General features: G+C 37.9%; 17 protein-coding genes and 1 pseudogene. 7 read left to right on the forward strand and 11 right to left on the reverse strand.

From position 1 onward, the window contains the following. Both FTU66_RS12255 and FTU66_RS12260 read left to right on the forward strand, forming a co-directional pair. Nucleotides 1–118 (forward strand): annotated as a pseudogene (locus tag FTU66_RS12255) (IS982 family transposase); the annotation flags it as partial. Nucleotides 119–196: 78 nt separating this feature from the next. Next, nucleotides 197–553 carry a hypothetical protein gene (locus FTU66_RS12260; RefSeq protein ID WP_180112878.1) on the forward strand — a complete coding sequence of 119 codons (357 nt, stop codon included), beginning with the start codon at nt 197–199 and terminating at the stop codon, nt 551–553. A 197-nt stretch (nt 554–750) separates the two neighbouring features. On the opposite strand, the gene FTU66_RS12265 is transcribed toward FTU66_RS12260, so the two are convergent. After that, nucleotides 751–1,104, reverse strand: a complete 354-nt coding sequence (locus FTU66_RS12265) for a hypothetical protein (RefSeq protein ID WP_178319619.1) — start codon at nt 1,102–1,104, stop codon at nt 751–753. A 265-nt stretch (nt 1,105–1,369) separates the two neighbouring features. Between FTU66_RS12265 and FTU66_RS12270 the strand changes: the two genes are divergently transcribed. The 3 genes from FTU66_RS12270 to FTU66_RS12280 all read left to right on the forward strand — a co-directional run bounded on the left by FTU66_RS12270 (nt 1,370) and on the right by FTU66_RS12280 (nt 3,483). Next, nucleotides 1,370–1,675: a DUF4298 domain-containing protein gene (locus FTU66_RS12270; protein ID WP_154320729.1), complete on the forward strand. Its 306-nt coding sequence runs from the start codon at nt 1,370–1,372 to the stop codon at nt 1,673–1,675. A gap of 135 nt (nt 1,676–1,810) precedes the next feature. Next, the gene (locus FTU66_RS12275; protein WP_180112879.1) at nt 1,811–2,113 is read left to right on the forward strand and encodes an I78 family peptidase inhibitor; all 303 of its coding nucleotides are present in this window, start codon (nt 1,811–1,813) and stop codon (nt 2,111–2,113) included. Nucleotides 2,114–2,301: 188 nt separating this feature from the next. Next, nucleotides 2,302–3,483 carry an MFS transporter gene (locus tag FTU66_RS12280; protein WP_180112890.1) on the forward strand — a complete coding sequence of 394 codons (1,182 nt, stop codon included), beginning with the start codon at nt 2,302–2,304 and terminating at the stop codon, nt 3,481–3,483. 83 nt (nt 3,484–3,566) lie between these two features. Here the strand turns inward: FTU66_RS12280 and FTU66_RS12285 are convergent, their stop codons facing one another. Both FTU66_RS12285 and FTU66_RS12290 read right to left on the reverse strand, forming a co-directional pair. After that, on the reverse strand, nt 3,567–5,057 hold the full coding sequence (locus FTU66_RS12285; protein ID WP_180112880.1) for an amidase: 1,491 nt from the start codon (nt 5,055–5,057) through the stop codon (nt 3,567–3,569). A gap of 51 nt (nt 5,058–5,108) precedes the next feature. Further along, nucleotides 5,109–6,386 carry a sensor domain-containing diguanylate cyclase gene (locus FTU66_RS12290; protein ID WP_257222112.1) on the reverse strand — a complete coding sequence of 426 codons (1,278 nt, stop codon included), beginning with the start codon at nt 6,384–6,386 and terminating at the stop codon, nt 5,109–5,111. Nucleotides 6,387–6,772: 386 nt separating this feature from the next. Between FTU66_RS12290 and FTU66_RS12295 the strand changes: the two genes are divergently transcribed. Continuing rightward, the gene (locus FTU66_RS12295; protein ID WP_004973490.1) at nt 6,773–7,255 is read left to right on the forward strand and encodes a hypothetical protein; all 483 of its coding nucleotides are present in this window, start codon (nt 6,773–6,775) and stop codon (nt 7,253–7,255) included. Between the two features lie 487 nt (nt 7,256–7,742). On the opposite strand, the gene FTU66_RS12300 is transcribed toward FTU66_RS12295, so the two are convergent. The 7 genes from FTU66_RS12300 to plsB form a co-directional block, all read right to left on the reverse strand. Further along, nucleotides 7,743–9,029, reverse strand: coding sequence for a mechanosensitive ion channel family protein (locus FTU66_RS12300; RefSeq protein WP_180112882.1), 1,287 nt, complete (start codon nt 9,027–9,029; stop codon nt 7,743–7,745). A gap of 273 nt (nt 9,030–9,302) precedes the next feature. Beyond that, nucleotides 9,303–9,836, reverse strand: coding sequence for a DUF2058 domain-containing protein (locus FTU66_RS12305; protein WP_004973493.1), 534 nt, complete (start codon nt 9,834–9,836; stop codon nt 9,303–9,305). Between the two features lie 15 nt (nt 9,837–9,851). Continuing rightward, the gene (locus tag FTU66_RS12310) at nt 9,852–10,526 is read right to left on the reverse strand and encodes a YoaK family protein (RefSeq protein WP_004973496.1); all 675 of its coding nucleotides are present in this window, start codon (nt 10,524–10,526) and stop codon (nt 9,852–9,854) included. A gap of 37 nt (nt 10,527–10,563) precedes the next feature. Then, nucleotides 10,564–11,760: a serine/threonine transporter SstT gene (sstT, locus tag FTU66_RS12315; RefSeq protein ID WP_167846027.1), complete on the reverse strand. Its 1,197-nt coding sequence runs from the start codon at nt 11,758–11,760 to the stop codon at nt 10,564–10,566. Between the two features lie 212 nt (nt 11,761–11,972). Continuing rightward, nucleotides 11,973–13,697 (reverse strand): SulP family inorganic anion transporter, encoded by a 1,725-nt coding sequence (locus FTU66_RS12320; protein WP_180112883.1) that lies wholly within the window; start codon nt 13,695–13,697, stop codon nt 11,973–11,975. Between the two features lie 118 nt (nt 13,698–13,815). After that, a complete protein-coding gene (locus FTU66_RS12325) occupies nt 13,816–14,127 on the reverse strand; it encodes a metalloregulator ArsR/SmtB family transcription factor (protein ID WP_180112884.1) in 312 nt (103 codons plus the stop codon). 191 nt (nt 14,128–14,318) lie between these two features. After that, the gene (gene plsB / locus FTU66_RS12330) at nt 14,319–16,823 is read right to left on the reverse strand and encodes a glycerol-3-phosphate 1-O-acyltransferase PlsB (RefSeq protein ID WP_096901604.1); all 2,505 of its coding nucleotides are present in this window, start codon (nt 16,821–16,823) and stop codon (nt 14,319–14,321) included. A gap of 242 nt (nt 16,824–17,065) precedes the next feature. Between plsB and cysK the strand changes: the two genes are divergently transcribed. Next, complete coding sequence (gene cysK, locus FTU66_RS12335) at nt 17,066–18,064, forward strand: cysteine synthase A (protein ID WP_096901605.1); 999 nt, start codon at nt 17,066–17,068, stop codon at nt 18,062–18,064. A 180-nt stretch (nt 18,065–18,244) separates the two neighbouring features. On the opposite strand, the gene FTU66_RS12340 is transcribed toward cysK, so the two are convergent. Further along, on the reverse strand, nt 18,245–18,853 hold the full coding sequence (locus tag FTU66_RS12340; protein WP_004973506.1) for a TetR/AcrR family transcriptional regulator: 609 nt from the start codon (nt 18,851–18,853) through the stop codon (nt 18,245–18,247). Nucleotides 18,854–19,110: the final 257 nt, after the last annotated feature.

A 19,110-nucleotide genomic window follows, 5' to 3' on the forward strand; every position in this document is an offset into this window, starting at 1 on the left:
TAAACATCGTTCGATTGCTGGTTTTTTAGCAGGCGTATTTTCTTCACTATGTGCGTATCAACTTTGCCAAAAGAATAAGCCTAAAATTCATGTGATTAAATCTTTGGCTTATCCGTAACTGGGGTTACTTAGTGCATGTAATCAATCTAAAGCACCTGAAAATCCAGCTGAAAAAGTAGAAACTCAACAGCCTGCTGTGCAAAATACCACGAATGACGCAGCAGCCTCTGAGGTTGTAAATGATGGTCCAATCCAACAATTTACAGCTTATGGTGTAACACAATCATGGCGTGTACTTGTAGATGGCGACCAGATTGAGGTTGAAGGAACAGCGTTGCCAAACTTTAAAATTCCAGTTGAACGTTCAGCGTATGCAAAAGGGGTTGAGTTTATGGGGCAACATGACAATAAAGCGGTGAATGTGAATATTAATTCGACACCGTGTAAAGATGCAGATGGTACAACAGCTGAATTTTCTGTGACCTTAGATTATGGCGATCAAGTTTTCAAAGGCTGTGCTGTTGCAGGTATTGCTCCAACAGCGGATACCTAACTCTCTTATAATTTAAGCCCTAAAAAAGTATAGAAAAACCACCTTTTTGCATATCGCTCAAAAGGTGGTTTTTTAAATTCAGTATTTATTTTAAAGCTCGCTTGTATAAATAAAAAGCATCATCCATATAATGAATATAACGATTTATCAATCATAAATAATATAAATGATGTTTTAAGTATAGATCAGCAAAAAATCTATTTTTTAAATTCAGTAATATTAATAGGCTGATCTTTGACTAACTCAAGTACTCCTTCACCACCTTTAAAGTGAATAGATACACCATCATCATTGCTCAGTAAAATACCGCTACCAGATACAGTACGTTTTAAATGATAAACTGTGTCTGAATTATCTACCATTTCTGCAGTTTCAAAATTATCTGAAGATTTTAATTCAATGGTTAAATCTTGTGGGCCATTAAAATAAATAACTTGTGTTTCTGCAGGTGCATTACTTTGTACTTTTTCTTGGCTCACTTCATTATTTGAATTTGAGTTACATCCCATTAAACCGAATGCAAGTAATGTTGCCCCTAAAATATATTTCATTTTTGTACCTTTTCTAAAAAATTGAAGCAAACTTATACTAATGACTTTAACTTTTGATAAAAAGATGGAATTACACTTTTATACTAAATTTTACTGAAAGTAATGAAGCTAAAGTTGACTAAATAAATCAGGAATTGTCTTCTTTAAAAATTAATGCAAAAAAATATAGCAATATATGTTTCTTTAAATAAAACCTACATACACTCACATTCCTTGATCTTGAATTATTGTACGCTCATGTCATCTTAATTTTTGAATTTCAGCTATGAGTAAAAATAAAATGTACGATGCTCAGGTTTTACAGCAACAATATGAGCAATGGCATGATTTACATCGACAGATGCGAGAAGCGCAGCAAAAATGGCAAGCTGCAGAAAAGCTCTGGCAAGAATTACAGGCCTATTATCAAAGTGAACAATGGCTTGAGGACTATGAAAATGCGCCTGAACTTAGCTGCCGCGAAGGGGAATATTCTATATTATCGCAAGATACGCTATGGAATGCTTTAGAAGAGCGTCGCCAACATGCAATTGATTGGATGAAACTGAGTTTAAGTGTGATTGAGAATTAAACTTAATCCAAACTTACATCTAATTTATTTTGATCAATAAAATTATCATCACAGTTTTATTCAGTAAATTTACTGCATATTTAATCAGTTATGTTATTTTGAGTTGGTTTGAAGAAATTAAAAACGAGTATCAACATGAAAAAGTTATATAGTGTTTTGGCTGTTTTAAGTGTGGCAACTTTAGCTGCGTGTAGTAATCAGCCTATCAATGAACAAACTCAGGTGCCACAGACCATGCAAAATTGTGTCCCAGAATCTGCTGCGCAGTTAGTTGGTAAAACAGGTTTGACTGAAACACAAATTAAAGCGCTTACCCGAGCTGGAATTGTGAGAATGGTTACACCAGGTCAGCCTGTAACAATGGATTATCGTATGAATCGCGTCACTGTGGTGGTCGATCTGAAAACTAAAATTATTCTACAAGCTTCTTGCGGCTAAACAATTTTAAGAAATTTTCTCAATATTACCCTGAAAATTTGATCTGATTTTCAGGGTTTTTCGTTTTAATCAGCCAATCACTCAAAATTAAAGTACTACAGTGTTAATATATCAGTTGTCTTAAAATTTTAGATCAGGTTAGAAATGCACTTATTTATGTGTTTGAAAAATCAAGGAAATATACATTGATGCAAGCCTTGAATATATCGACACGTTTAGGTGGATTCTACTTTTTCTACTATGCAATTGTTGGGACGTTTTTGCCTTTTTGGAGCCTGTACTTAGAAGATCAAGGCTTTAATTATCAGGAAATTGGTGTTTTATCTTCCATTGCCATTTTAACGCGCTTTTTCGCGCCTTTTATTTGGGGATGGATTGCCGATAAATCAGGCAAACGGATGCTTTTGGTACGCATCGCAACTTGGATGGAAGCCAGCATTTGGTTGCTGATTTTTATTGTTCCGAATAGCTTTCAGTCTGTTGCATTACTCATGCTGATTTTTAGCTTTTTCCAAAATGCAATTTTGGCACAATTTGAAGGCGTGACTTTGTTTTGGTTGGGCGAGAAACGTGCAGAACTCTATGGCAAAGTGCGAAAATGGGGTTCTATAGGCTTTATTGTCGGGGTTTTTGGCATAGGTGCTATTTTAGAAATTATACCAATCTCCATGTTACCGATGTTGCTACTCAGTATTTCTTTACTGGCATTTCTATGGTCATTCAGTATTCAAGAACCAAGCTCCGCACCCATTGCACAAAAACAACTTGAACCCTTATTGCCTATTTTAAAGCGCCCAGTAGTCTATTCATTTTTTATAATTGAATTGATTTTACTGTTTTCGCATGCGCCATTTTATAGTTTCTACAGTAATTTTTTAAGTCAGGCAGGCTTTAGCACAAGTCAGATCGGTTTCTTGTGGTCTGTCGGAGTGATTGCTGAAATTATTATGTTTGCCTACGCAAGTTTGTTTTTAAAGCGTTGGTCTTGGCGTTCACTGGTTGCTGTATGTTTAATTTTGACAGGCTTACGCTGGGTAATTGTCGGTTTATTTCCATCCATATTTTTTGCGCAATTTTTTGCACAAAGTGTTCATGCCTTTAGTTTTGGATTATTTCATATCATTGCCATGCGGGTGATTTTTCAAAACTTTTCTGCAGGGCAACAAGGTCGTGGGCAAGCACTTTACAGTACCATGTGGGGTTTAGGTGTTGCACTGGGGAGTATTTTGGCAGGGCATTATTGGGATATTGTTTCAGGCGAATGGATTTTTATTTTTGCAGGATTATCTACACTCGTTGGTCTGTGTTTTATTTGGGGATTGCCAAAGCAATTAGAATCGCAGTCAATGTCGAGTGATACCAAAGCCTAGTTGGTAATAGCGTTCTTTTATCAAAAATAGAAGCAAGCAACGTTGGATTAGCATAGTTTGCTTGCTTCTTACTCATTGCTACATCAAATACGGATTTTAGCGTATTGATGCCACCACGGTTGAGCCGTTTCAAGTTGTGCAGCCAGTTGTAAAAGCACATCTTCACGTGCAAAAGGCGCAATAAACTGCGAACCCAATGGTAAGTTATCTTTATTCCAATACAATGGCACAGACATTGCTGGCAGCCCAGAAATATTGGCAAGTTGAGTAAATGGCACCCATTTTAGGTTTTCTTTGACAATGCGATCGACCAATTTACCTTGCGCTAACCAATGTGCTTTACCTGCATGTAATAGTGTTTTTAAAATTGGTTTTTGCCATGCAGGAGTTTTAACTTCGCCATTTTTTGGTGCAACTGAGGCAGTTGCAGGGATGAGGTATAAATCATAACGCTCAAAGAATTGATTCATTTGCGCGACATATACCCCCCAATTATTCAAATTACGAATGTAATCTACTGACGTGGTTTTTGCGCCAAAGGCAGCCAAAGCCAAAGAGTCGAGCTCAAAATTATCGGAATGATTTGGCAGGCGAGTTTGAATTTCAGCAATTAAATAAGCAAATTGGCTAAACCATGTGGTAATAAAATCTTTGGCCAATTGCATACCATCAATAGCCGGACGGTCTTCAACAACTTCATGCCCTAAAGATTCTAAAAGCTGTACGGTTTTTTGAATGGCATTGATCGCATCTTGTGAAACAGCTGTACCAATCGGAGATTGGGTCGAATATGCGATTCTTAATTTTTTTGGCGCTTGCTGAATTGCATCTAAATAACTGCGTTCAGGAGCTTCAATTTTGAAAAGTGAATGACCATCTGCGCCATGCGTTGCATCGAGCATTGCCGCACTGTCACGTACACTTTTACTTAAAATATGTTGCATCGCTGCACCATGCATGGCTTCACTGAGTTGTGGCCCCCACGGGGTGCGTCCACGACTTGGTTTTAAACCAAACAAACCACAGTAAGACGCAGGAATACGAATTGAACCACCGCCATCACTTGCCCCTGCAATCGGCACAATACCTGCCGCAACTGCAGACGCAGAACCACCAGAAGAACCACCACTATTGTGTTTCAAATTCCATGGATTTTTACATGCACCCCAAGCATCTGGCTCGGTTATCCCTTTAATCCCAAATTCAGGCGTGTTGGTACGTCCAAAGGTAACGATTCCGCTATTTTCCCAACGATTTACAATTTCTGCATTTTGTTCTGCAAGATGATGCGCACGTTTTAAACCCTGACAACCAAATGAAGTCGGATAGCCTGCATATTGTTGAAATAAGTCTTTGACTAAAAAGGGCACACCTGCAAATGGGCCTGTTAATTTTGTTTGTGTGCGCTGCCGTGCATGTTCATGCATAGGAATAATAATGGCATTTAATTGTGGATTGGTTTGTTCAGCACGTTGTAACGCAATATCTAATAATTCTGAGGCCTGAACATCCTTTTTGGCAACCAGCTCTGCCAAGCCTAAAGCATCATATTGGAGGTAATCTGCAAGTTTCATTTCAATCCTGAAAATCTGTATTGTCAAATTGATGTTGTATGCTATTTTTGTTTAAGAAGCAAGAATGACCCGATTACGACCTTGCATTTTTGCCTGATATAGCGCCTGATCTGCCTGAATAATTAAATCTTGTAAAGGGAGATTGGTGGGTAAGTGTGTATGTGACACGCCCATGCTTACTGTAAAATGAATGGGTTCAAGGTTTTCTAAATTTAACGCTTGATGTTCAATACACATACGAATACGTTCTGCAATGCGTTGAGTTTTATTTAAGTTATTATTGTTCAGCAAAATAATGAACTCTTCACCACCAATGCGACAAAATAAATCGTGATCACGTAAATTGCTTTTAACGATGTTAGAGAGATGTTGCAAAGCACGGTCACCGACATAATGCCCATATTGATCATTCATTTTTTTAAAATCGTCGATATCTAACATAATTAAAGACAATGAATGATTGTTTTTATGCTTTAAAGCTTTTTCACTTAACTGAGTAAAACTACGGCGGTTCAGTGTTTCGGTTAAACTGTCATGATTTGCCAAATACAATACTTCTCTATACAACTGATTTCGGTTTTGGCTAATCACACATAAAATTAACGTGGCAAGACCTAAAATAATTAAACCCACACGAATAGAAATAATGGTGGTTAAATAACTCGAATTCACTTGATCTATAAACAAGCCTGTGACGCTGTGATACAGAGTTAAACAGACCAAGCTATTAATCAGTGCCAAATTAAAAAGTTGATAGCTGGCAGCTGCCCAAATTAATGCAGCCAATGGATACAACAATGCACCTGGTCCATAAAAAATATGGGTGCAGGCGATAGAGATCAGTAATGCAAAAAAGGGCAAGATATCCTGAATTTGAGTTTCTTTAGCATATTGATTATTTATAAGTTTTTTGAATTTAGACCAGCCTGGGGCAGCCAAAATTAAAGGTAAGACAATTACCGCATTTAAAATTTCACCAGACCACCAAGTAAAAAAATCAATCCAACGATTTTCTTTTAACATAAAGGTGTGCGGCAAATTTGGCAGCAGAAGAATGGCAAATAAAGCCCCAAAGAAACAGCCTAAAGTTACAGCAATAATATGTGGATATAGCTCTGACACATTATTATTGCTCGCTGGAAGTTTAGCGCGGGCAAAATTAAAGAAAAACAACCCACTAAAAACAGCTACAAAGTTGGAAAGCGTTAAACCTAGCGTCATCAGCAAGGTATTGTCTGTAACTAAATCAGCACCCATATAGCCAATAAATGCACCCAAAATTCCACCAAAACTTTTTAAAGATGGAAAGCGAATGAGTAGCCCCAACAAGAGGGCGTTGCTTGGCCAAAAAAAAGAAAAGTAGCTAAGTGGGCGAGTAAAAATACCCAATAAACAAGAAAAAAATACCACAACGGCTAGCAGTCCAAAGGCAAATATTTGCTTTTGAGTCGAAGATATAGTTTGCGGTATGCTAAAGTTTTGCAAGTACTAAACTCACTTTTGCAATGGGTTGATAATTAAGAAAAAAACTTGAATGAGTGTGACGTTCACAACAGAAAGGCGATCATATCAAATAACCATTACCTACAAAGTCGATTAAATGTAAACTAAGTCACATTTTCGTTAAATAAAATTGTTGTCTTATGTTTATGCTTGCAGATTTGGATTAAAAATATGCTAAGTTGTCTAAACGGTTTATATCTTTAAATAAATGTATGAAAAAAATATATCTAACCACAGTTTTAAGCTTATGTTCTGTCTGCGCGATTGCGAATGAAAATACAACAATAGATTCAGCCAAGTTAACGCCAGTAGCAGCAGAAACGACCAATAAATTTCGTGTGGTGACCCGTCCAGAAATTGTGGGGCTGTGGGGCATGCAAATCCCAAATAATCGTAAATGTATTGAATATTACAACTTTAAAAGTAATAGCGATGTGGTGATTAAAAGCGGTCAAGAATGGTCTGCAGGTGTATATGATTATCAACCTTCACAAGACCCTGCAAATTCGTTACCGGCTTTAATTTTGCAAGTTAAATATGACAATAATGAAGTGGATTGTTCTGGTTATCAGGAAGACCAAACAGGCGATATTTCACAATATTTTGTAAAATGGAAAAATGCGCACACCATTAATTTCTGTAGTAATGAAAAAGCAGAACAATGTTTTGCGACGTTGTACCGCGTCCTGCCTTAAACTTTTCATTATTTGGTCTATTAGAGATCTTTTATAAACTCGTACCCCTCATCCTGTAGCGCGTGTATTGATCATCTAGAGCGCTAAAGCACAAAAGTAGTGAATTTCAATCTTTCATTAGACGAATTATTGATGATCATTTTTCGAATCCAGAATCAATTAACAAGAGCGACACATTTTAGTGAGTTGAAAAGTTAGGTGAATTCTTAGAATCATTAGACTTTTTCAACCGGCAATGACCTTATTACATAAATTTGGAGCAAGCTGTGATTTAAAGGTTTGAGGAAATTTAATTATAATTAAAACATAGTGTTAGATATTTGTTTCAACAAAGCTCTTACAAATAAGACTTTATTTTCTCTTATTCATATACGAGTGTACGAGTGCATTTTAATTTAATGAAAATTTTATCGTCTTGCTGAAAATAAAAACGGCTACTGAGCCATGCAAGCATTTTGCGACACATGGCTCAGCAATAAATCCATAATTATGCCTCGTCAATTTCTAAAGGATTTAGACTTTGGACAGAACTTGCTTTAAATGGTGCAGCAATTTGCTTTAAATCTGAACCCGATGGGGCTTGATACACTTTTAAGCCAAACTCCGGAATAATTGCCAGCAAATGATCAAAAATATCGGATTGAATACTTTCATAATCTTTCCATGCAGTGGTTTTGGTAAAGGCATAAATTTCTAGCGGTAAACCTTCACTGCTTGGCTGTAGTTGGCGAATAATCAATGACTGAGATTGATTAATGCCAGGATGCTGTTTCAGATAAAATTCAACATAGGCACGGAACGTCCCTAAATTGGTTAAACGGCGTTGGTTGTATTGTGATTGATTTGCTAACTGCTGATTAAACTGCTCAATTTCTTCATTTTTGCTATGTAAATATTGATCCAATAACAAAAACTCTTTAAGTTTGCTTTGTTCATGTTCAGTCATAAAGTGCACAGAACTTTGATCAATTAAAATGGCACGTTTAATACGTCGGGCACCAGCTTCCTGCATGCCACGCCAGTTTTTAAAGGTATCGGTAATGAGTTTATTGGTTGGAATAGTGGTCAGGGTTTTATCCCAGTTTTGCACGGTGACTGTATGTAATGACATATCAATGACATCACCATCGGCATTTAAAGAAGGCATTTCAATCCAGTCACCAATCCGTACCATATCGTAGGAAGAAATTTGTACCGAAGCCACTAGAGATAAAATGGTATTTTGGAAAACCAACATCAAAACAGCAGCCATCGCACCAAAACCTGCGAGTAAGGTAAACACATCTTTTTTCAGGAAAGTGCCTAAAATCATGAGGGCACAGACCACATAAATAATGAGTTTAACTAACTGCAAATAGCCCTTAATTGGCTTGTTGCGTGACTTAGGATTGCGTTGATAGAACAGGTTAAAAATATTTAAAAATTCAGAAATTGCCAATGCAATGGTCAGGAATATAAAGGCTTGCGCACCCATTTGCACAAAGCTTTCTACTTTATCTGACAAATGCGGTACGGTGGTGATGCCGTTCATAATCACGACAGCTGGGACAATGTTGGCAATACGTCGGATGACACTATGCTGTGAAATAATTTCACTATTGGCAAAGGTCATTTTAGAAATCAGTTTGCGAATCCCGCGCACTACAATTTGCTTGGCAATAAAGTTGGCTAAAATTGCCAGTAGAATCACAATACTGAGTGAGGTCAGCATTTCTAACCAAGGGTATTGGTTATACCATTCCTGAATATTTTGAATAAAATTAAATTCTTGCAAAAGGTCCTCGCTTTAAGGTTGCTGATTTTCGTCTGCACGGCACTTAGAATTTTGGCCTGCAATTCACCTTAATTCTTCATTGATGTATGAAATTGTTAGATAGTGTATCGACTAAAGTTTAAATTTGAAGGCTGAGTAACTTTTTGCTACATTTCAATTATTTGTTTTTACTGAAAGTTTTCAATCAAGTTGCAGTCATAATAAAAAAGCCAGTACAGATACTGGCTTTGAATAGATACCTAGCATAAATATTTGCATAAATACTTGCGTGATCTACCACATTAAATCATCTGGAATCACATAGGCTGCGTATGGATCTTCTTCATCTGTCGTGGCTTCATTTTTCTCGGCATTATTGACAATAATAAAGCCTTCCATTTTGCTATTAATACGTTCAGCTAAAGCTTTAGGCAGGAACGCATAACTGTCATTTTCTTTGGCAATCACCAAACTACCTGCCACGAGTGCATTGTAAATTTGTTGATTGATATACACTTTTTTAATCTTGCCATCTAAAAACTGATAAGCCACTTCACCATCGGTATCACGAATTTTATGCTGCTGAATCATTTGCATAATTGCTGCTTTCAGTTCTTTTTCCTGTAAAGCGGCTTTCTTTTCTTGCTCAATAGCTTGGTCTTTGGCGAGTTTTTCTTGCTGTGCCTGTGCAATTTTGGCTTTCACTTCAGCATCTTTACTTTCACCTGTGCGCTGTTCGTGTAAGGTTTGTTTAGACAGTTTTTTTGCTTTTTTATTATCCACTAAACCCGCTTTGAGCAATTGTGCCTGTAGTGCATTTTTAACCATGATAATTTCCGAAACTTAATGTTGAAGATGTCGATAGCGAAAATAAATAATCCAATACACCAAACTCAAACTTAGGCTGAGTCCTGCAGGTACCAGAAAAGAATTCAGTTTAAATGTAGGATAAATGGCTGCAGCGAGTAATCCACCCACAAAGAAACCAATTAAAATCAGTAGGTGTAAAACAATACGTCTTTTTTCAACTTGTAAGCCCCGCACTCGATAACCGAGGGCTAAGCCTAAATCGGTCAATACCCCAGATAAATGTGTGGTGCGGATGATGGTGCCTTTATAGTAGCTGATCATGGCATTTTGTATGCCCATGGCAACTGACGCCCAAAGCAGGGCATAACGTGGGAAATAAGGCAATAATACCCAGCAGATTAAAATAAAAAAAGCCACCAAACTCATGGGAAAACCATAGCGACGCCCTAAGCGAAAATTGCTATTTCCTAAAATGACGCCGCTATAAAATGAGCCAATCACATAGCACAAAATCACCAGAAACAAGAAAATCATGGCTTCTGGTTTCCAGTCGATTAGCGCCATCGCTAAGATACTGACGTTACCAGTCATGTGCGAAACGGACTGGTGCAATACGGTCACCAATCCGAGTACGTTAATAATTCCAGCATTGACAGCTAGAAAAAAAGCACCAAATTGCACCCAAAGGGGTAAAGTTTGAAAAGGCATAATGGATGATTGCGTAAGTTTCCTAACGCATTGTATCTTAACTCAAACCACGGTCAACCGCAGTAGTAAATAGCACATCGGTAGATGAGTTAAGTGCAGTTTCGGTTGAATCTTGCAATACGCTAATGACCATACCAATTGCAACAACTTGCATGGCAATATCTGAAGAAATACCAAATAAGCCACACGCTACAGGAATCAGCAGTAACGAGCCGCCCGCAACGCCTGAAGCACCACAGGCCGACACCGTTGCAACCACAGATAAAATCAGCATGGTGCTAAAATCGACAGAAATTCCTAAAGTATTTACCGCAGCTAAGGTCAAAACGGTAATGGTGACCGATGCGCCTGCCATGTTAATTACTGCACCTAACGGAATTGCAACACTCGCGGTTGATTCCTGTACGCCTAAACGCTTGGCTAAGTCTAAATTGACAGGGATATTGGCTGCAGAACTACGGGTAAAGAATGCGGTAATACCACTTTCGCGTAAGCATTGAAAAACTAAAGGATAAGGATTGCTGCGGGTCACAAATGCCACCATGATTGGGTTGATGACCAACGCGACAAAGAACATCGTACCTAACAAGACTGCCAATAATTGAGCATAACTGGCTAAGGTGCTCAAGCCTGCATCGGCAAATGTCACGGCAACCAAGCCAAAAATACCGAAAGGTGCAAAGTTAATCACCAAGCGAATAACGCGATTGACTGCATTGGCTGCATCATTCAACAATGCTTTGGTGGACTCTGTAGCATGGCGGAAGGCAATCCCTAAAGCCACAGCCCAAGCCAAAATACCAATAAAGTTGGCTTCGGCAATCGCAACTACAGGGTTAGCAACAAAACTAAGTAAAAGGTTTTTCAAAATTTCAGCAAGACTACCCGGCGGTGTTAAATCTGCCTGTGTCGCAACATCTAAAAATAATGTACTTGGGAAAAGTGAGCTTGCAATGACCGCACTGAGCGCAGCCAAGAACATACCAATCGCATACATCAGCATAATCGGTTTGATATAAGCATTGCTGCTTCCAATTTTAAAATTGGCAATGGATGCCATGACCAAAATAAACACTAAAATTGGCGCAACTGACTTTAGGGCTTTAATAAATAAATCACCCAAAAGGCTTAAATAAGGCGCAGATTCTGGAAATAAAATTGCAACAGCCACACCGAGTACAATTGCAATCATAATTCGGGAGACTAAACTCAAACGCAAAAAAGCTGAAAACATACGAAAATAAGGTAAAAGAAAAGCGGCTATTTTATACTGAAATATCCATGTGCTTAAAAATAATTTTGATTTAAAAGTTAAGTCTATATTTTTAAAAGTGATATTTATTAAACTGTTTAAATTTCAGCAAGATAAAAGTACTCATTGATCAAAAAGTATGTGTGTTGAACATCCAGTTTTAAAGATAAAATTAAAGATCAATTTCTTGATCTTTAAGTCAGTTCAGGCGCAAGCTCTTGCATGGCTAAATAATGTGAAAAAAAAACTTTTCCATTTAAATGCTGCAAAAGTTTTGAGTGTTGTAATTTGTCCATTACCGGGCCTTTAATTTCAGAAAAATGCAGACAAATATTCAATTTTTTTAGTTCAAGATTTAAATCTTCCAGCATTTCGAGCGCACTTAAATCAATACTGCTAATACTCGAACAATTCACCACAACATGCTTTAACTGAGGGTTTTGACTGACTTGATTAATAAAAAAGCCTTTTAAAGTATTGGCATTTAAAAAGGTTAGATTTTCGTCAATTCGCATGGAAAGTACGTGTGGCGCGGTACGCACTTGATGGCGCTGAATATTACGAAAATGTTGTGTGCCTTCAAGTAAACCAATTACCGCAATATGTGGTCGGCTAATACGCCACAACATTAGAATAAAGGTGGACACAATCCCAATAATTAAACCTGTCGAAATATCAATGAATACAACACCAAAGAACGTCACCCACATGGCCAGACCATCGGCTTTGGAATAACGCCAAGTTTCTTTAAAAGATTGGAACTCGACCAGTTTCCAAATTGAAACAATAATGGTTGCAGCCAAAACAGCCAGTGGTAAGTCTTGGAAAAATCCCGTGAAGTATAAACTGACAATAACAATCACGATGGAGGTAAATACACCTGCCATTGGTGTTTTTGCACCTGCATCGGCATTGACCACGGTACGCGACAAACTGCCTGTGACGGGAAAAGAGGAGCTAACACCTGCGCCAAAATTGGCTAAACCGAGTGCAATCAGTTCCTGATTGCTATTTAAGTGACTACGTTGTTGTAAGGCGGTGGCTTGCGCAATAGACAGAGATTCCACAAAACTGATCATGGCAATCATGGCTGCGCCAGGAAGGAGTTGTAGAACAAGTTGTGCATTCCATTCAGGGAATTGAATAGGCGGAAATCCTGAAGGAATTTCTCCCACAGTTTTAATTCCGACTTGTTGCAAATGCAATGAATAAACCAAAGCAATCGAACCGATCACCAATACCAATGGCAAGGCTTTTAAGATAAAACCATTCCCTCGAACACGTTCACGAATGGCATTACTGTTGATGATTTTAGGGGCGTAAATTAGAAATAAAATGGCAGCAACACCCAAGAGCACGCTATAAAGATGGGTTTGTCCCACATATTGCCAAAAGCTGTATAAGAACTCGGGTAAGTTATTGGCTTTAAGGGGGATGTCTAAAAGAAATTTAAGCTGTCCAATCGCAATCATTAATGCAGAGGCAATAATGAAGCTTTTAATAACAGGATGGCTAATGAGTTGAATTAAAAAACCGAAGCGAAAAATCCCTAAAAGTAGCGAAATAATGCCGACCATCACAGCAAGTAAACAGGCTGCTTGAATATAAGCTGCCGAGCCGACTTCAAATAATGGATTGAGCGTCGCAAAGGTCATCATGGAAATAATGGCGACTGGGCCAATGGACAAGGTTGGACTGCCACCAACCAAGGCGTACATGATCATGGGGATCACGCTGGCATATAAACCCATGACAGGAGGTAAACCTGCAAGCATGGCATAAGCCATCCCTTGAGGTACAAGCATGGCAATGACGATAAACGCAGACAGCAGATCAGATTTCAATGTTTCTGCATTGTATTTTCGCAGCCATTGCCAAGCAGGCAGTACATGAGCCAAACGTGAATTGAAATCTGACATACTGAAATCTAAATCATAAATTTAGATATATTATGAACAAAAAATGCTAAGAAGTCTTTGAAATAGCAGGAGAGTATTCAAGTTTTATGGTGATGCCTGATAATACAGGCATTATCATTTAGTCCTGCGGGCAATAAAGTGCATATAGGATATTAAGTACCTGCACCATTTTTTCATCTTTAATTGAATAAAAAATTTGCTTGCCATCACGGCGGGTATTCACCACATCACTTTTACGCAGCATCATTAATTGTTGCGATAAAGTAGGCTGATGAATTTGAGTTATTTCTTCAATTTGCGATACGTTTAATTCTTGTTGAGATAAATGACAAAGAATTAAAAGACGGTCACTATTCGCCAAAGATTTTAAAATTCCAACAACGGTATCCGCAGATTCACGCATTGATGTGATTTCAAGACCATCGTTCATTGTTTTATTCTCTTAATTTACAGCTAACCCAATATATATTAGGCGGGAGTGGAAGATAAATTATATAACATAAATCATTATTTATATATGAGAACAAGTATCATTTAAGAAAAGATATCAGCCAATCATAAATAATGGCCTGATATTCTAATCAAAAAATTGATAAAAAAGTGGCTGAGTTACAATAAAACCTATTTTTTCACCTGTTCAAAACTTTTTAATTCTTTCTCACTAAATTCACTCGATGCAGCTAATAACTCGTGAATTTCTGGGTTATACCAAGCAAAGTATTCAGACATTTTGGCACTAAAAGTATCATCTAGGCTTATCTGCGCAGCATTGTGTTGCAACAAGGCTTGCTGATCTAAACTGCTGATAAAACTTTTTAAGGTGGCACTATCAAAATAATATGCAGACTTAAATTGTGCAGAATCTGCAGCGCGTTGTAATACGGTTTTGGTCATTTTTTCCAAAACTTTCAGATTTAAAGGGATGTGTGCGCTATAACGCTGCAAAAGCCCTTGAATCAATACGAAATTATTTAAACTTGGTTTTGCCAGTTCAGCTAAGGCATAGAGTTCATGCTGTGTAGCTGGGTTCGGCTGTAATTGCAGATTTGCTTCTGTAACCCAATTTTGCTGAATAAAGTACGCCACAATTTTTTCGATTTCTTGAGAAAGTTCTTGCGCCGTCCATGCCAAGAAAAACTCTTGCTTCAAATATGGATAAATCGCCTGCAGTTTTTGCATTAAATCTGCGCATGATAATGCTAAATTTTGTTCATTAAACTGCTGCACAATTAATGCTACACACGCAGGCAAAATAAAGCAGTGCAAAATATTATTGCTAAAATAGCTCAATAAGATTTTTTGGCTTTCTGCGACTCGAATCTGTTCTACACCATCTTGGTTATAACGCTCAACTTGTTTAAGTTTTAGCGCATATTCAATAATTTCTTGTGGATTTAAACCCGTAATAATCATACGTGGGTCGTAGCACAATTGTTTGAGCAAACGTCGATATTGTTCAATTCGGGCGAGCAGCTCATCTTGTTTCAATGCATGCTGATCGGCATTTAATAAAATCAGAGAGATGAGGGCGATTGGGTTAATCACCACCGCTTTATTGATATTTTCCAAGATTGCATGCGCAGTATGATCTACCGTGTGAATCACAGAGGTCGGTAGTTCATCATTTATGTTCAGTTTTACATCGCGTGCTTGGTTGGCAGTTAAAACATCATCTAAAAATACAGGTTCGCCAAAGTTGACATAGACCTGACCAAAGACTTTTTCAATTTTACGGGCAGAGTTTAAAATACCCCATAAAGATTCGGCTTCTTTCGGTTTGCCGTTTAATTCATTTAAATAAGATGTGCCTTCAATCAGTTTTTCATAACCAAAATACGTTGGAATAAATGCAATTGGTTTGGTTGCTCCGCGTAAATGGCTTTGAATGGTCATCGACAACATGCCTTTTTTCGGCGGTAACAATAAACCTGTACGTGAGCGTCCACCTTCAATGAAGTATTCGAGTGGGGTGTTGCGTGACAATAAACTGTGTAAATATTCTTTAAATACCGAGGTGTATAATTCATTGCCGCTGAAAGTACGGCGAATAAAATACGCACCTGCACCACGCATTAATTGACCCACAATTGGTAAATTTAAATTAATACCTGCTGCAATATGCGGCACCATCAAGCCACGATTAAAAATCACATAAGACAGCAACAAATAGTCGATGTGGCTACGATGACAAGGGGTATAGACGATTTCATAGTCTTTGGCGAGTTCGCGTACCGTGTCAAAGTGATGCACTTCAATGCCATCATAGAGCTGTGTCCAAAGCTTGGTCAGTGCCAGTTCAGCAAAACGCAAAGTCGAATAAGAAAAGTCCGATACAATTTCAGTTAAATAGCTTTTAGCACGGTTTTCTGCTTCAAACATACTGACCTTTTGTTCGATACTTTCTTTACGAATAGCTTGTTGTACTGCTTCACTTTTCATCAACGCATGAATCAAATTACGGCGGTCAGATAAGTCTGGGCCTAAAATCGCTTCTTTGTGTTGATTAAAATTGTGTTCCAGATGTTGCTCAATAAAGTGCGCAGGCGATAAGTGTGGTTGTTGTTGTGTGGCTTGTTCAATAAGCTGACGTAAGGAAATTGCTTTATGAAACTCGATGTAGTTATCACGTGAATAGAGCGAAATATTAATGGTTTGTTTAAGCTTGTTTGGCGTAGACCATGCATCGGCAAATAATGCTTTAAACCAAGAGTCTTCGTATTCGGGTGAACGTCCCCAAAGTACAGTTACGGGAACTAACAACACATCATGTTCAGGATGTTGCTCTAAGGTTTCAATGAGTCGAATCAATTTAGCAGAGTAGTGATAAGCACTGTGCTGTGGGTTTTTCTCACGCAAGACCAAAATGGAATCGTCTTCCTGATGCTCGGCAATGTTTAAAGGCGCATACACAGAAGGTAAACCACGAGATTGCGTCTGCTGATCAATCAATACGGTATTGCTGAGAGAGGCATCTTGCAGCACATAACAAAATTGTGTTTTTTCAGAGCTTTGTGCAACACGATGTTCTAATTCTGCAGTCGTGCCTAATACTTGTGGCGTCACAATCTTATCTAAGATTTTTTTAGTGAAATTACGATAAAGCTGACTGTAACGTTTATTAGACATTGCATTCCCTACATTTTGTTATGTGTTGCTATTGTCAAAAAATAAATAGCGAATTTCAAACCCAAGTGCCGAGAAAATCGACAATTAAACTGAGGTCGTCATCTCTTTATTCTAATTCGCATTTTGTTGAAAGCTAATCATATTTTTGTATAAAACAATTTTCGTGAAACATCGGCAAAAATTTTATAAAAAGGTATGATAATTTAAATTTTGTTTATATAGATATAACTTAGGGAATAATCATGACCACAGATGCAGCTTTTTCAACACCAGCAAATTTAGGGATTGCCGTATATAGCAATAATGCAGAAGCGATTGGTAACACGCCATTGGTACGCATTAACCGTTTAATTTCTGGCGATGCAACGGTTTTAGCCAAAGTGGAAAGCCGTAACCCTGCATTTTCTGTGAAATGCCGTATTGGTGCTGCTTTAATTGCCGATGCTGAAAGACGTGGCGTGTTAAAAGCAGGTATGCATATTGTAGAACCGACCAGCGGTAATACAGGAATCGCTTTGGCATTTGTAGCTGCAGCAAAAGGTTATGAGATTACACTAACGATGCCTGCAAGCATGAGTATTGAGCGCCGTAAGGTGTTGAAAGCGTTGGGTGCAAATTTGGTGCTGACTGAGCCTGCAAAAGGTATGAAAGGCGCGGTGGATGAAGCAGAGCGTTTGGCAACCGAACATCCTGAAACTTATTATTTGCCGCAGCAGTTTAATAACCCTGCCAATCCGCAAATTCATGAAGAAACCACAGGCCCAGAAATTTGGGCAGCAACAGGCGGCAAGGTCGATATTCTTGTTGCAGGTGTAGGTACAGGCGGTACGATTTCTGGTATTTCGCGTTATTTCAAAAAGGTAAAAGGTCAGGCATTGCATACTGTTGCAGTCGAGCCTGCTGAATCTCCAATTATCGCTCAGGCCAAGCGTGGTGAAGCCATTACGCCTGCACCACATAAAATTCAGGGGATTGGCGCTAACTTTATTCCAAAAAACCTAGATTTAGATTTGGTGGATGAAGTGATTGCGATTGAAAGTGCTGAAGCAATTGACTGGGCGCGTAAAACAGCAACCCAAGAAGGTATTTTAGTCGGTATTTCAAGTGGTGCAGCAATGGCTGCTGCTGCAAAATTGGCGGCACGTCCTGAAAATGCAGGTAAAAATATTGTGGTGATTTTACCTGACAGTGGTGAGCGTTATTTATCTTCAGTATTATTTGAAGATATTAGTGCAGAATGATGTGTCTTTAGACAGTCAAAAGAATTTGAAAAATCCCAAAGTTTGAACTTTGGGATTTTTTATTTAGAGAATAAATTTATGAGGTGAGTTAATACGTTCTGAAAAGCAAATTTCTTTCTACTTAGACGCTAATATTTAGCGGGATCAGCAATGAATCCAACGAAGCTAACTATGTAAAAATCAAACAATCGCAGATACTTTATCTGGCGTCATCAGTGCTTGATTAATATATAGCTTGATTAAGCGTTCACGTGACCCAATAGCTTTTTGATAATGGGTAGAATTGAGTAATAACGACGCACCATAAGTTACTGTCCAAATATAAGACAGATAATCACGGATCGACATCGCGCTGTTAAAGGACTCTAAATAGGCTTGGGTGATGTCCTTAATTTCTAAAATACGCTGCTCACGAATATCGTATAACTGTTCAAACAATTCATTTAGTTTACGTTCATTATTGGTTAAGCGTTCTTCAATCGAGTGCAGCAAAATCGTACGGTTGGAATTAAGCATGTTATACAGCATGTACTGCGAAACATAAGTTTGAAAGTTATGGTGATACTGTTTGGAAATATCCAATAAACGCTGTTCATTTAAAATAATTAACTCTAAATAGAGCTGATTTTTACTTTTGAAATATTTATAAATTGTGCCTTTGGCAATATCTAACTCTGCAGCCAACTCACTTAATGTAATATCATTATGATTTTCCAGTAATAAAACCTCAGCCATTGCCAAAATTTTCTCTTTACGACGTCGGAAATTTTCTTGGCGTAGAGTCGTCATCAATCAATATTCCAATTACAACCAATTAAGCATGTTGGAGTCTAGTGCAGTTTGAGCAACTTGAAAATAGCACCAAGGTCTTGAAAAGGTAAGTTTTAACGTATGTTCATCAGTGAACCAATGAATTTAAAAAATATCATGTGAAAAATAGCACAATCCATAAGCCAAATCGGTTGTCAATAAAACTGAACCAAACAGGTCATTTTAGTGAAATAAAATTGGATTTCTAAAACTTTTATTCTATTTTTCATAAGCAA

The sequence above is a fragment of the Acinetobacter sp. YH12131 genome (assembly GCF_013418635.1).
Classification (GTDB): Bacteria; Pseudomonadota; Gammaproteobacteria; order Pseudomonadales; family Moraxellaceae; genus Acinetobacter; species Acinetobacter towneri.

Excerpts from the sequence above, each read along its gene's own strand:
- FTU66_RS12310 (WP_004973496.1), bottom strand. The coding sequence starts at position 10,526 with ATGCCTTTTCAAACTTTACCCCTTTGGGTGCAATTTGGTGCTTTTTTT.
- plsB (WP_096901604.1), bottom strand. The coding sequence starts at position 16,823 with ATGTCTAATAAACGTTACAGTCAGCTTTATCGTAATTTCACTAAAAAA.
- FTU66_RS12280 (WP_180112890.1), top strand. The coding sequence starts at position 2,302 with ATGCAAGCCTTGAATATATCGACACGTTTAGGTGGATTCTACTTTTTC.
- FTU66_RS12270 (WP_154320729.1), top strand. The coding sequence starts at position 1,370 with ATGAGTAAAAATAAAATGTACGATGCTCAGGTTTTACAGCAACAATAT.
- FTU66_RS12285 (WP_180112880.1), bottom strand. The coding sequence starts at position 5,057 with ATGAAACTTGCAGATTACCTCCAATATGATGCTTTAGGCTTGGCAGAG.
- FTU66_RS12325 (WP_180112884.1), bottom strand. The coding sequence starts at position 14,127 with ATGAACGATGGTCTTGAAATCACATCAATGCGTGAATCTGCGGATACC.
- FTU66_RS12340 (WP_004973506.1), bottom strand. The coding sequence starts at position 18,853 with ATGACGACTCTACGCCAAGAAAATTTCCGACGTCGTAAAGAGAAAATT.
- cysK (WP_096901605.1), top strand. The coding sequence starts at position 17,066 with ATGACCACAGATGCAGCTTTTTCAACACCAGCAAATTTAGGGATTGCC.
- sstT (WP_167846027.1), bottom strand. The coding sequence starts at position 11,760 with ATGTTTTCAGCTTTTTTGCGTTTGAGTTTAGTCTCCCGAATTATGATT.
- FTU66_RS12305 (WP_004973493.1), bottom strand. The coding sequence starts at position 9,836 with ATGGTTAAAAATGCACTACAGGCACAATTGCTCAAAGCGGGTTTAGTG.
- FTU66_RS12320 (WP_180112883.1), bottom strand. The coding sequence starts at position 13,697 with ATGTCAGATTTCAATTCACGTTTGGCTCATGTACTGCCTGCTTGGCAA.
- FTU66_RS12295 (WP_004973490.1), top strand. The coding sequence starts at position 6,773 with ATGAAAAAAATATATCTAACCACAGTTTTAAGCTTATGTTCTGTCTGC.
- FTU66_RS12275 (WP_180112879.1), top strand. The coding sequence starts at position 1,811 with ATGAAAAAGTTATATAGTGTTTTGGCTGTTTTAAGTGTGGCAACTTTA.
- FTU66_RS12265 (WP_178319619.1), bottom strand. The coding sequence starts at position 1,104 with ATGAAATATATTTTAGGGGCAACATTACTTGCATTCGGTTTAATGGGA.